We start from the raw sequence: 12,061 nt of genomic DNA, 5'->3' as shown, positions 1-12,061 counted from the left end.
AGCTGCCCCCATTAATCTAAACCAACGCGATGAAAAATTTCATCCACCCGTGTTAAATGCCAATGATAATCGAAAGCTTCGGTAATTTCTTCCGAACTCAAAAGTTTGCCAATAGTTTCATCTTGCCGAATTAATTTTTCAAAAGAAGTTTGTTGATCCCAACTAATCGCCGTTTGCGGTTGAACTAAATCATAAGCTTCTTCACGAGACAATCCATGGTCAATTAATTTCAATAAAACTCTTTGGGAATAAATTAAACCAAATGTATCGTCCATATTTTCCCGCATTTTTTCAGGAAAAACCGTCAGATTTTTAATGATGTTAGTGACTCTTTGCAACATATAATCAATTAAAATGGTCGAGTCCGGCATAATAATTCGCTCCGCTGAGGAATGAGAAATATCTCGTTCATGCCATAGCGCTACGTCCTCGTAGGCTGTTATCACGTGACCACGCAAAACACGAGCTAATCCTGTTAAATTTTCTGAGCCAATGGGATTACGTTTATGAGGCATCGCCGATGAGCCTTTTTGTCCTTTAGCGAAAAATTCTTCTACTTCGCGGGTTTCTGATTTTTGCAAAGAACGAATTTCAGTAGCGAAACGTTCAATCGAAGTGCCAATTAAAGCAATCGTCGCAATGTATTCCGCATGAAGATCCCGCGGCAAAACTTGTGTAGAAATTTCTTGTGGTGTAAGACCTAAATGTTCGCAAACATATTCTTCTACAAAAGGCGGAATGTTCGCAAAAGTTCCCACTGCCCCAGAAATTTTTCCGGCTTCAATTCCTTTGGCGGCAGCTTTAAATCGTTCAATATTGCGTTTCATTTCTGAATACCAAGTAGCAATTTTCAAACCAAATGTCGTAGGTTCCGCATGAACACCGTGAGTCCGGCCCATGGTCACTGTGTATTTATAAGTTAAAGCTTTTTCTTTCAAGACTTCTAAAAATTTTTCTAAATCATCTAAAATAATAGCATTCGCTTGTTTGTACAAATAGCCGTAAGCCGTATCCACAACGTCCGTCGATGTTAAACCGTAGTGAACCCATTTTTTTTCTGGCCCTAATTTTTCAGAAACTGCTCGCGTAAAAGCCACTACATCATGGCGAGTTTGTTCTTCCAGTTCAACAATTCTGTCCACGTCAAAAGAAGCATTTTCGCGAATTTTTTTGGCGTCGCTTTCGGGAATTTCTCCAAGTTCGGCCCAAGCTTCCACTGCTAAAATTTCAACTTCTAGCCAAGCTTGATAACGATTTTCATCCGTCCAAATGTTGCCCATCGCGTCTTTTGTATACCGACTTAACATGTTTTCACTCCCAAATTTTTGTTTGATACAAGTTTTCTAATGTTTCGTATAAATCATCGCCAAGTATCGTGAGTTGTCCGATGCGGTCATTGGCCAAATATTCTTCCCGTTGGTAATATTGAAAATCAACGACTGAACTTTCACTGACATAATCGGCGACAGCTAATGCTTCAGAACCGAGAACCGAAACCATCACGCCGCCTGTTAAGACTTTACTTTTTCCTAACGACCAATTAAATAAACTCCGCCAATGTTGCGTCGCTAAATCCGTTGTGCAAGTTTTTTCGAAAATAAAAGCACTCGTTGGCATCACTGAACTCATTTCATTAATAAATAAGGCGCCTAATTTTCCAACAAAAAGTTCAACCGTCAAAGTACCACAAACACCAAAATTTTCGGCTAAAACTGTTGCAATTCGTTGCGCTTCAAGTTCAATTTCTGGTTCAATCCGCGCTGGCAATAAAGCTTGATGTAATTGATTTTTGCGATAAACAGTTTCTACTACCGGAAAAACGGAAATCTCCCCTGCTTCATTGCGAACAACAGTGGCGGTAATTTCTCGCTCTTTAGGAATCCAAGCTTCTAAAACACAAGGACCAAATCGCAAAAGATCCAAGGCGAAACGAAGATCAGCTGGCGAATATAAAACAATTTGCCCGCGACCTAGCGATTTTTTTTCGGAAAGTTTCAAAACACAAGGATAGCCAATGCCATCGATGGCTTCTTGAATATCAGTTACTAAAACAATCGTGGCGTATGGTGCCACGACTAAATTATTGTCTTCAAAATAAGCTTTTTCAAAAGATCGATTTTGGGTGATTTCCAAAAAATCAGCCCCTTGAGGTAAATTCACTCGAAAAGAAAATTCCCGCAATTCTTCTGGCGGCAAATCTTCGTTAGCATAAGTGACGACTTGGCAATTTTGGGCAATTTCAGCCATTGCTTCTTCCGAAAAAAAATCAGCCGTGATCTGCCAATCGGCAAAACGTGAGGCTGGGCTCTTGGAATCAGGATCTAATAAGCCGACATTCATCCCCATTTTTTTAGCCGCAATTGCTAATGCTCGCCCTTTTTCATTTCCGCCGATGATTCCGACAGTTGATCCGATTGGAATTTTATTGTCCACCGTCTACCTCCTGATCGTCAGCTGGCAAAAATGTAATCGTGCCATTTTCTAAATTCGCAATCCGCGCTAAAGAAACAACCGGCAACCCAGCATCAGTTAAAAATTCGCGGCCATTTTGGAATGATTTTTCAATTAATATCCCGATACCCGCGACACTAGCTCCAGCTTGTTGGCAGAGTTCGGTTAACCCTTTGGCGGCCATTCCATTGGCTAAAAAATCATCAATAATTAGCACATGATCAGTCGCATCCAAAAAGCGCCGCGAAATGCTAATGGTCGACGTCACTTGTTTGGTGAAAGAATAAACATCAGTGGAAAGTAATTCTTCAGTCATCGTTAAACTTTTCGCCTTGCGAGCAAAAATCATGGGCACCCCCAACGCTTCAGCTGTATAAATGGCCGGTGCGATTCCTGATGATTCAATCGTTACTACTTTCGTAATATTTTCTTTAGCAAATATTTCACCGAATCGTTGTCCGATTTTTTTCATCAAAAAAGGATCCACTTGGTGGGTAATAAAACCGTCAACTTTCAACACGCCGTCACTTAAAACGCGCCCATCTTGTCTGATCCGTTCCTCTAATTCTCTCATAATTCCTCCAACAAGTTTTTTTAGTCACCAAAGTTTCAGCGAATTTTTTTTGCTACTATCTTAAAATTTCTTTAAATTCTATTATTCTATTTAAACACTAGGAAAAAAAATTGGCAAGTTTTTCAAAAAAACCGCCGACTTCTCGGCAGTTTTTTAACTTTTTACTTTAAAAATTTTTGGCGCATTTTTATTTTTTAGCATCATCTTGTTCTGTTTTACGATATTTCTCCATTTTTTTGGCGAATAATTCTCCATTAGATGGTGGCGTGTAAGTCACCGCATTGGCTCCAGCAGCAATTGTATTACAAATTTGTTCATCCGTATTACCGCCAGTAGCAATGATTGGCAATTGTGGATACAGATTACGGAAATGTTTGACTGTTGCAACGGTATCTTTTCCAGCTGAAATATTTAAAATCGCCACGCCAGCCGAAATTTTTTCAGCCACCGGAGTTAAAATACTAGTTACTGTGCTAATAATCGGAATATCTACGACGTTATTTACCATTTCCACTGTTTCAAGAGGGGTAGGAGCATTTAAAACAACCCCAATTGAACCTTGCGATTCGGCAAATAAACTCATAAAAGCGCAACGACTTCCTTGCGTTAAGCCACCACCAACGCCAGAGAAAACAGGAATATCGGCAGCTTCAATAATACTTTTTGTAATCGCCGGATGCGGCGTAAAAGGATAAACGGCAATCACGGCATCAGCGTTCGTATTGCGAATAATCGCAATATCCGTAGTAAAAATAATCGAGCGGATCCGTTTACCAAAAATTAAAATACCGCTAGCTCTACGCATCACATCTGGGACTTGAATAATATCTTTGCGCAATTCCGTCATAATTTCCGGGATAAATTTTTCTTCAGACATCTCCTCACCCTTTCTTTATTCAACAATGGAAGTGGCGGTGCTGGCTTGATCATATTGCTGCAAATCGTAAGACTCGATGACTTGAATAATTTTTTGTGTGTAATCAGGATCAGTAGCATAGCCTGATGTTTGTAAAGCGGCGGCGGCTTCTTGATAGTTGGTTGCCACCAGCACATCGGCGTATTGCTGAGGATTCCAAGTGGTTCCATTAACAAAAAGTTGAGTGTGGGCGGCTAAACTTTCTTGGTTGCTAGAAAACACCCGAAAGTCCGCTGTCACAGTTTCCCATTTGCCGTCATAATATTCTTGAGTTTCTAAATGCACTTTTTCTTGATTGTCTCCGGCTTTAATTCCAAATAAATTATGAAACTCGGCTGCCAAACGACTTTTCCCAAAATCAGATTCTAAAATAGCTTGGCTCAAAATAATCGAAGGCAAAACGCCATATTGTTGCTGCAACTCTTGGGCGGCAGGAGCCAGTTCATTAATAAAATCAGTTTGAGTTGTAATGGTTTCATTTTGGGCTACAACTGTTGGACTTGGTGAAAGAATATTTTTCCCTAATTGATAAATACCAATAAAGCCCACTAAAACAACTACTAAGACGGTAATAAGAAAGTGCGTAGACAGACGCGCACGATCCGTTTTTTTCGTGAAATTATTTCTCCGCCGCCTTTTTTTATTTTTTTTGACCATAATCCCTCCTAACAAGTCACCCTTGACTTAAATATTCTTCTAAACTTAATTGATGCTCCGTCATATATTTTGCATTTTCAACGCCGACATAGCGCAAATGCCATGGTTCGTATTCAATAAAGGTCGAACTTATTTTATTTTCTGGATAACGAATTATAAATCCAAATGTCGCCACATTTTCAGCCAACCATTTTCCGCCAGCTGTTTGACCGTAATCTTCGCTTAGTAATCCACCTTGAGCTAACCAATTGCGGTCTAAGACGTCAATCGCTAACCCTGTGTGATGCTCACTAGTTCCAGGCTCCGTTCGATAACGCAACGCTTCTTCTTTGGCTTGTTCTGGCGTCATCCCTTCAGCGCTGGCTTTTTCAATACTTTGATTAAATAAATTCGCCTGGTATTCTACCGAGCGATAAGCCGAGACCACTTCTAACTGAATCTGCTGATTGGACGCTGCCGTAAACATGGCGGTCAGTTCAGGAATAATTCGCTCATCGACTTGGCGATTATCAAAAGTTGTTAAATGCGTTGGCTCACTTGTAATCGGATAATTGCGATTGACTAAAATTAAGCGCCAATCAGTGACATCTATTGTTGGCAACTGATTGTCCCGGGCTTTTTTCAATCGCTGAACAAAATCTCCAATTTGATTTTTTTGAATCTGAGGAAAATTTGTCACATTAAATTTTTCTGGGGCTTCCTGAGTGTGACCTGTCTTTAACGGACTAAGCAGGATCAACATGCTTCCGCTAATGAGAAAGACCCAGAAAATTTTTTTAAATGACTTAGACACGCGCTTGGTCCTCATTTTGATTTTCGCTTTGATTTTCGCTTTGACTTTCAAAATTTGGATTTACCTCGTGCTGGTCGTCAAATTTTTCCAAATGCAAATACGTGTCGGTTAAATTTTCATTTACCCAAGCCAAAAGACTAACGGTCGCCCCGTCTAATTGTTGTTGAATTTGAGCTGGCAGGCGGAAGGACAAAATATCATCAAAGCCCCATTGATCATAATTTAAGGAGACTTTTAAATCAATGTAGCCTTTGGAATTTTTTCCAAGCGGATCTTCAGTTTTTTTAGAAATTAATTCCGCCACGCCGCCATTATTGAGCCAATGTTTGGCGATCGTTGTTTTCAATCGACGATATTCTGCCACTGCAAAATTGCGCCGCTCAGGAAAAATAATTGTTTGGCGAATAATTTTTTGGACTAACATCCATTCATAATCGCTAAATAAATTTTTGACTTGCTGCATCTTTTCTTCTGACAGAGCCTTAGTTCCTGCTTTAAATTGTTGCCAACTAGCATGATCCACGCCTAAAATTTCTTGATAAAAATATTCTTCACTACGATATTGTTCAATAATGGCTTCCACGATAATATTAATTAAAACTTGATGCATAAAAATCCCTCCCCACTTTAAAAGAACCTATACCTCTATTTTACTGAAAATTGCCAAGAAAAGCACGAATTTACCTTTCATTTCCCTTTCTTTGAAGAAAAATTTAGCAATTGGTGACCGTCAAATTTTAGAAAAATTTCTCATCTTCTGTTATTCTTAAAGAAAACGTATTGGAGGAATTTTATTTTGAAAAAAATTAATTTTGGCATCGTTGGTTTAGGCGATATTGCTGAAAGTTTTGCTCTGAGTTTTAATCAATCAGAAGCAACTTTATATGGTTGTGCTTCCCGAACTCCAGAAAAATCCCGCGCCTTTGCAGAAAAATTGGCCATTCCTCACGCTTATGATTCTTATGATGAATTGCTGCAAGATCCAAATATTGATGCGGTCTATGTTTCGGTGCCAAATTTGCAACATTTTAGTTATTGCCAAAAAGCTTTAGTTGCCGGCAAACATGTCTTGTGCGAAAAAGCAATCACGGTAAATCTTACGGAATTGGCAGCTTTGATTGCGCTGGCCGAAGAAAAACAACTCGTCTTGCAAGAAGCCATGACAATTTTTAATATGCCTTTATACGATAAACTAGCCAAATTAATTGCTAATGGCGATTTCGGTCGCTTAAAAATGATTCAAGCCCCTTTTGGATCTTTTAAAGAACCCATTGCCAGCAATCGCTTTTTCAATCCCGATTTAGGCGGCGGTGCTTTATTAGATATCGGGACTTACGCGGTTTCTTTTTTGCGTAAATTTATGACCAATCAACCGAAAATTATCGCGACAACTATGGAACCTTTTTCCACTGGTGTTGATGAACAATCAGTTACTATTTTTCAAAATGGACCGGAGATGGGAACTGTCAATCTGACTTTCCAAGCAAAAATGCCCAAAGTCGGCATCGTTTCTTTTGAACAAGCTTATATTCAAATTCCTGATTACCCTCGCGCGGATCATTGCGAAATTTTTTATAATGATGGCACAACTGAAATAATTGAAGTTGGCGCAAGTTCAGAGGCGCTAAATTATGAAGTGACTAACTTTTTGAAAGTCATCGCCGGAGCTTCCAATGCATCGCTAGACTTAACGCAAGACGTTATCGCCTTATTAGATGAGATGCAACAACGCTGGCACCAATAAGAAATAGGACAATTATTTTTCAAAAATGAAAAACTCCTTTACAATTGAATAAAGGAGTTGAGCATCATGAAGCTTGGCCGATTTCGCTTAGGCATGCGAACGATAAAAACTGCCTTAGCTGTCTTTATCGTTTTAGTTTTATTTCAATGGACCAATCGATCAACCCCAATTATTGCTGCTTTATCAGCCGTCTTTGCCTTGCGTCAAGATTTAACAAGAAGCGTTTCTTTTTCCAAATCGAAAATTTTGGGCAATGTTATTGGGGCGTTTTTTGGGTTGGTTTTAAGTAGTTTAGGAATGTTTTTTCCGGAAAATTCTAATTGGGTGATTTTTTGCTTACCAATTTTTGTCATTTTGACGATTGTCTTTTCTGATGGCATCGGAAATAATATGGGGATTGTTTCAGCCATTTCCACATTGCTGCTTGTTTCCTTGGGATTGTTTGAAGAACCGAATTTTTTGTATGCTGTCAATCGCGTATTAGATACTTTTATTGGTACGACGATTGCCATCACTATTAATGCGGCCATCAAACCCAACCCGAAACTTAAAAAGCGAGCGATTGTTGAGGATTTAAAAAATTTAAAACAAAAAGAAAACGAACTAGAAAAATTAAAAGAAAAAGTCGAAGCAGAACTGAAAGAAACTGGCTACCAAAAATAAACCACAACATCAAAAGGAAAATACTTTTGATGTTGTGGTTTATTTTTTACATTCTTTTGACGGTGTCTCAAAGGTAACTGCTAGGAAAATAGATAAAACTGAGGGCGAATGTTCCATTCGTCCTCAGTTTTTCTAATTTTCTGCGCAGCTGAACACACTTTCGACATCCTTATTTGACGGTGTGTTTTGAACAGTGGCTTGGAAAATAGACGCAATGCCTTCTGCCTGCTTTGCAGTCATACACCATTACCCTAATTTTCTGCGCCATTAAGCGTTCAAAACACAACCTTATTGACGGTGTCTCAGGCGCAGTGACTAGGAAAAAAGATGAAATCATTGAAAATCCAATAGCGGAATTTTTAATGATTTCCCTATTTTTCTACGTCACTAAACGCGCCTTTGACAACCTTATTTCAACACGGAAAAGTGTTTTTGTTGGTGTTTTGGTTGTTGGATTTCGTCTACTAGGGCGATGGCGTAATCGGCCATGGAAATTTCACTCCGTCCTCTTTCATCGGTTACTAAAAAATCGTCGCTGACGCGGTATTTTCCTGTTTTTTCACCATTGGGATTAAAATATAGCGCTGGTGACAAATAAGTCCAGTCCACTGTTGATTTTTTTAAATCTAGCAAACTTTGAGTCATATAAAAACCAACTGGATAAAATGGTGCATCTTTAGGTACTTGTTCAATCATTCGGATCGTTTTTTCTTGGTTAATAAATAAAGACGAAGCGCCGCCGACAACAATTAAGCGGGTCTTTGTGCCAGTTAAAATTTGGACCAGATGATCGACTGATTTTTCGTGTAATTCCTCTTTACCATTGGGGGCGTTAAAAGCATCCACCACCACATCAAATTTTTCCAAATCATTCGTCGTTAAAGCAAATAAATCTTTGGCTAACACAGGTACATCCTCCGTTAATTTTTCTGGATGACGGACAATCGCTGTAACTTCAAGGCCTCGTGCCAATGCTTCTTTTAAAATAAATCCGCCAGCCCGACCAGTGGCACCAATAATTGCAATTTTCATTTAAAAAACCTCCTTTAGCCATAGTGTACTCGGCCTTGGGAGGTTTCAAAAGTTTTTTGCTTAATAGGCCCGAGCAATCCAGACCGTTTGTGTTGCAGGAAGTCCTGTAACAAGATCCACCGCTTTTTCCATTGGTGCTTCAAATGGAATATTACGCGTCGTAAAGCCTGTTTCTTCTTTAATTTTCGCTTCTGTTTCTTCGCTGCCGTCCCAACCGATTAAAACAAATCCAGTCGGTTCGTTATTTTCTTGGCAAGTTTTAATATGTTGTTTCAATTCATCCAACGTATTAATGTCCAAATGTTCATTGGCTTTGTTACGCAACCGCGCGTTTTCCAACAAGCGAACTTGCATTTGTGCCAATTGTTCTTCTACATAGTCAGTCAGTTCTGGAAAATCGACGGCTACTTTTTCTGAAAGGTCGCGAACTTTCACCATCGCATGTTGATTTTCCAAATCCCGTGGTCCGACTTCAATTCGCAAACAAGCGCCTTTTAATTCCCATTCATTGAATTTGAATCCTGGCGTGTTGTCTGAATCATCCAAGCGCACCCGCAAATTTTTCGCAGCTAGCTCTTCTTTAATTGCGCCAAGTTTTTCTAAAATCGCTGGATTTTTTTTCCAAGGACCAACCGGCATCAAGACCACTTGTGTTGGGGCAACTTTTGGTGGGAAAACCAAACCTTGTTCGTCGCCGTGGGTCATAATTAAAGCGCCGATTAAACGAGTAGAAATTCCCCAAGAAGTTGTGTGAGCAAAAACATGTTCATTTTCCGCGTTCAAATATTTAATATCGAAAGCTTCGGCAAATTTTGTCCCCATGTAATGACTTGTTCCAGCTTGAACAGCTTTCCCGTCTTTCATCATCGCTTCAATGGAATACGTATCAACCGCACCGGCAAATCGTTCGCTAGGTGTTTTTTGTCCCACGTAAACAGGAATTGCCAAGAAATTTTCTGCCAAATCGCGATAAGCTTCTAAGACGCGCATTGTCCGTCTGCGAGCATCTTCTTCGTCAGCGTGAGCAGTGTGGCCTTCTTGCCATAAAAATTCTGACGTCCGCAAAAATGGTAAAGTTTTTTTCTCCCAACGAAAAACATTGGCCCATTGATTGATTTCATAAGGCAGATCGCGATAGGAATTAATCCATTCTGAAAAAGCAGAACCAATCATCGTTTCACTAGTTGGACGCAAAGCTAGTGGTTCTTCTAATTCTTCGTTACCGACTTTAGTTACCCAAGGAAGTTCTGGCGCGAATCCTTCAATATGATCACTTTCTTTGGCAAAAAAACTATAAGGAATCAACATTGGAAAATACGCATTACGAATCCCTTCTGCTTTTAAAAATTTATTGAATTCTTCTTGAATATGTTCCCACAATTCAAAGCCATCTGGTTTAAAAATAATACAGCCCCGCACTGGTGAATAACTCATCAAGTCCGCTTGTTGAATCGTTTGTAAATACCATTTAGAAAAATCTTCTTTTTGTAAATTACTCATTTGTTTTCCTCCTAAAAATAAATAAAAAAGTCCCGTCCTTATATGTAAGGACGAGACTTTAGTCATCGCGGTACCACCTTGCTTGGTTGAATATTTCAACCCGCTCAAAACAGTTAACGCCTGTCAACGTGCTTTTGGCAAATAAAAATGAGAGGTTCAAAAGATTTTTTTAACTGCCTTTCACCTAGTGCAGTCTCGCTTTCAAAAAAGAGCTTTTTACTAATTCATTTGCTTAATCTTGGTCGTTATTTTTTCCATTAGCTTTTAAAAATCCATGTTTCACTTCAGCAACTTCAGGATCTTCGCCGACTTGATCAGGATGGAAAGTGACTCTTAATAATAAAACCCGCGCGCCTTCCATCTCTTCAGAAGTTAACGTCAGATGATCCACGTTGTAGGATAATTTTTCTCCTTCATCAGGAATCATTCCTAGGGCAGTAATTAAGTAACCGGCCATCGTATCCACGTCAGGCATTTCTAATTCAGTGTCAAATTCTTCATTGAATTCGTCAATGGACATCCGCCCTTGAACGTAATATTCATTTTCCGAAATTTGGGTATATAATTTTTCAACTTCATCAGATTCATCATCGATTTCTCCGACGATTTCTTCCAATAAGTCTTCTAAAGTAACCACACCAACCACGCCACCATACTCATCAAGTAAAATGGCCATTTGGTTTTGCGTTTTTTTCAGTTCGTACAATAAATCATCAATAAAAATTGTTTCCGGCACAAAGAGTGGTTCTTGCAACACATCATGTAACTTAATATTTTCAAAACCAACTTTATGGGCGGCTTTGAGTAAATTTTTAATGTGTAACACACCGATAATTTTATCTTTATCTTCTTTGTAAACTGGAATTCGCGAATAACTTTCGCCTAAAATCGCGTTAATATTTTCTTGTGTATCGTCGTCAATATCTACCATGAAAGCATCAGTTCTAGGCACCATAACTTCTCGAGCCACTTTATTATCTAAAGAAAAGACCCCTTGGAGCATTTCCAATTCGTCATCTTCTAAGACACCTTCAGTTTCTAACATATACCGCATTTCTTCACGGGTCAGCTTAGAATCTTCATCGTCAAAAGTCATAGGCGTAATCCGCGCCAATAAACTTGTTGAAGCAGTGAGCAACCAAACGAATGGTTTCATCACTGTACCTAATATTTTAACCACATGGGACGCGACATTGGCAATTTCTTCAGCTTTGTTTAAAGCAATCCGTTTCGGATACAATTCCCCAAAAACAATCGATACATAAGTCAATAATGCCAAAATAATTATACTAGAGACATTCTTGGCAACAGCTGAATTTCCCAAAGCACTTGCTAAACGGTTGGACAAAGAATCGGCCAGTGAGGCCCCTGACAAAATATTTATCAAAGTTATTCCAACTTGAATGGTGGATAAAAAATTATTGGGATCACGCAAAATGCCTAATAACCGCAGACTTTTTTTATCCCCTTCACCTGCTTTTTGCTCCACTCGGTTCTTATTGACGGACACAACCGCCATTTCAGAAGCCGCTAAAAAAGCATTCAGCATCGTTAAAACTACTAACAAAATAATCTGGCCAACCAGCGACGAACTATCGGGGTCAGAATTACCCATTTACTCATCTCTCCTTCAAAATTCTCAAATAGTAAAAAAGTGATTAAACCTAAGTCTAATCACTTAAAATATTAGCATAAGAAATACGTTTTGACAATTAATTTCATATAATTTTA

At 39.1% G+C, this 12,061-nt stretch carries 12 protein-coding genes and 1 other annotated feature; of the genes, 2 read left to right on the top strand and 10 right to left on the bottom strand.

From position 1 onward, the window contains the following. Nucleotides 1-11: 11 nt before the first annotated feature. From purB to BQ5341_RS06380, 7 genes are all read right to left on the bottom strand, one after another. Nucleotides 12-1,307: an adenylosuccinate lyase gene (gene purB / locus BQ5341_RS06410; RefSeq protein ID WP_071131202.1), complete on the bottom strand. Its 1,296-nt coding sequence runs from the start codon at nt 1,305-1,307 to the stop codon at nt 12-14. 4 nt (nt 1,308-1,311) lie between these two features. Then, the gene (locus BQ5341_RS06405; protein WP_071131201.1) at nt 1,312-2,433 is read right to left on the bottom strand and encodes an ATP-grasp domain-containing protein; all 1,122 of its coding nucleotides are present in this window, start codon (nt 2,431-2,433) and stop codon (nt 1,312-1,314) included. Continuing rightward, the gene (locus BQ5341_RS06400) at nt 2,423-3,025 is read right to left on the bottom strand and encodes a xanthine phosphoribosyltransferase (RefSeq protein ID WP_071131200.1); all 603 of its coding nucleotides are present in this window, start codon (nt 3,023-3,025) and stop codon (nt 2,423-2,425) included. Before BQ5341_RS06400 ends, BQ5341_RS06405 begins: the two co-directional genes overlap by 11 nt. A 187-nt stretch (nt 3,026-3,212) precedes the next feature. Beyond that, a complete protein-coding gene (locus BQ5341_RS06395; protein WP_071131199.1) occupies nt 3,213-3,902 on the bottom strand; it encodes a beta/alpha barrel domain-containing protein in 690 nt (229 codons plus the stop codon). Between the two features lie 15 nt (nt 3,903-3,917). Continuing rightward, a complete protein-coding gene (locus BQ5341_RS06390; protein WP_071131198.1) occupies nt 3,918-4,598 on the bottom strand; it encodes a glycoside hydrolase family 73 protein in 681 nt (226 codons plus the stop codon). 16 nt (nt 4,599-4,614) lie between these two features. Continuing rightward, the gene (locus BQ5341_RS06385; RefSeq protein ID WP_158661750.1) at nt 4,615-5,277 is read right to left on the bottom strand and encodes a M15 family metallopeptidase; all 663 of its coding nucleotides are present in this window, start codon (nt 5,275-5,277) and stop codon (nt 4,615-4,617) included. 106 nt (nt 5,278-5,383) lie between these two features. Further along, on the bottom strand, nt 5,384-6,001 hold the full coding sequence (locus tag BQ5341_RS06380; protein WP_071131197.1) for a hypothetical protein: 618 nt from the start codon (nt 5,999-6,001) through the stop codon (nt 5,384-5,386). 186 nt (nt 6,002-6,187) lie between these two features. Between BQ5341_RS06380 and BQ5341_RS06375 the strand changes: the two genes are divergently transcribed. Both BQ5341_RS06375 and BQ5341_RS06370 read left to right on the top strand, forming a co-directional pair. Next, on the top strand, nt 6,188-7,135 hold the full coding sequence (locus tag BQ5341_RS06375; RefSeq protein ID WP_071131196.1) for a Gfo/Idh/MocA family protein: 948 nt from the start codon (nt 6,188-6,190) through the stop codon (nt 7,133-7,135). A 66-nt stretch (nt 7,136-7,201) separates the two neighbouring features. Further along, a complete protein-coding gene (locus BQ5341_RS06370; RefSeq protein ID WP_071131195.1) occupies nt 7,202-7,798 on the top strand; it encodes an FUSC family protein in 597 nt (198 codons plus the stop codon). Between the two features lie 408 nt (nt 7,799-8,206). Here BQ5341_RS06370 and BQ5341_RS06365 read toward each other — a convergent pair whose 3' ends face one another. The 3 genes from BQ5341_RS06365 to BQ5341_RS06355 form a co-directional block, all read right to left on the bottom strand. Then, nucleotides 8,207-8,830, bottom strand: coding sequence for an NAD(P)-dependent oxidoreductase (locus BQ5341_RS06365; RefSeq protein WP_071131194.1), 624 nt, complete (start codon nt 8,828-8,830; stop codon nt 8,207-8,209). 60 nt (nt 8,831-8,890) lie between these two features. Continuing rightward, nucleotides 8,891-10,330, bottom strand: a complete 1,440-nt coding sequence (proS, locus tag BQ5341_RS06360) for a proline--tRNA ligase (protein ID WP_071131193.1) — start codon at nt 10,328-10,330, stop codon at nt 8,891-8,893. 43 nt (nt 10,331-10,373) lie between these two features. Then, nucleotides 10,374-10,573 (bottom strand) — a binding site (T-box leader). After that, nucleotides 10,563-11,945 carry a hemolysin family protein gene (locus tag BQ5341_RS06355; protein WP_071131192.1) on the bottom strand — a complete coding sequence of 461 codons (1,383 nt, stop codon included), beginning with the start codon at nt 11,943-11,945 and terminating at the stop codon, nt 10,563-10,565. (Overlaps the previous feature by 11 nt.) Nucleotides 11,946-12,061 lie beyond the last annotated feature (116 nt).

The sequence above is a fragment of the Enterococcus timonensis genome, from assembly GCF_900104595.1.
Taxonomy (GTDB): Bacteria; Bacillota; Bacilli; order Lactobacillales; family Enterococcaceae; genus Enterococcus_J; species Enterococcus_J timonensis.
This window is presented reverse-complemented; position numbering and strand designations above follow the sequence as displayed.

Excerpts from the sequence above, each read along its gene's own strand:
- purB (WP_071131202.1), bottom strand. The coding sequence starts at position 1,307 with ATGTTAAGTCGGTATACAAAAGACGCGATGGGCAACATTTGGACGGAT.
- BQ5341_RS06400 (WP_071131200.1), bottom strand. The coding sequence starts at position 3,025 with ATGAGAGAATTAGAGGAACGGATCAGACAAGATGGGCGCGTTTTAAGT.
- BQ5341_RS06395 (WP_071131199.1), bottom strand. The coding sequence starts at position 3,902 with ATGTCTGAAGAAAAATTTATCCCGGAAATTATGACGGAATTGCGCAAA.
- BQ5341_RS06390 (WP_071131198.1), bottom strand. The coding sequence starts at position 4,598 with ATGGTCAAAAAAAATAAAAAAAGGCGGCGGAGAAATAATTTCACGAAA.
- BQ5341_RS06380 (WP_071131197.1), bottom strand. The coding sequence starts at position 6,001 with ATGCATCAAGTTTTAATTAATATTATCGTGGAAGCCATTATTGAACAA.
- BQ5341_RS06370 (WP_071131195.1), top strand. The coding sequence starts at position 7,202 with ATGAAGCTTGGCCGATTTCGCTTAGGCATGCGAACGATAAAAACTGCC.
- BQ5341_RS06365 (WP_071131194.1), bottom strand. The coding sequence starts at position 8,830 with ATGAAAATTGCAATTATTGGTGCCACTGGTCGGGCTGGCGGATTTATT.
- proS (WP_071131193.1), bottom strand. The coding sequence starts at position 10,330 with ATGAGTAATTTACAAAAAGAAGATTTTTCTAAATGGTATTTACAAACG.
- BQ5341_RS06355 (WP_071131192.1), bottom strand. The coding sequence starts at position 11,945 with ATGGGTAATTCTGACCCCGATAGTTCGTCGCTGGTTGGCCAGATTATT.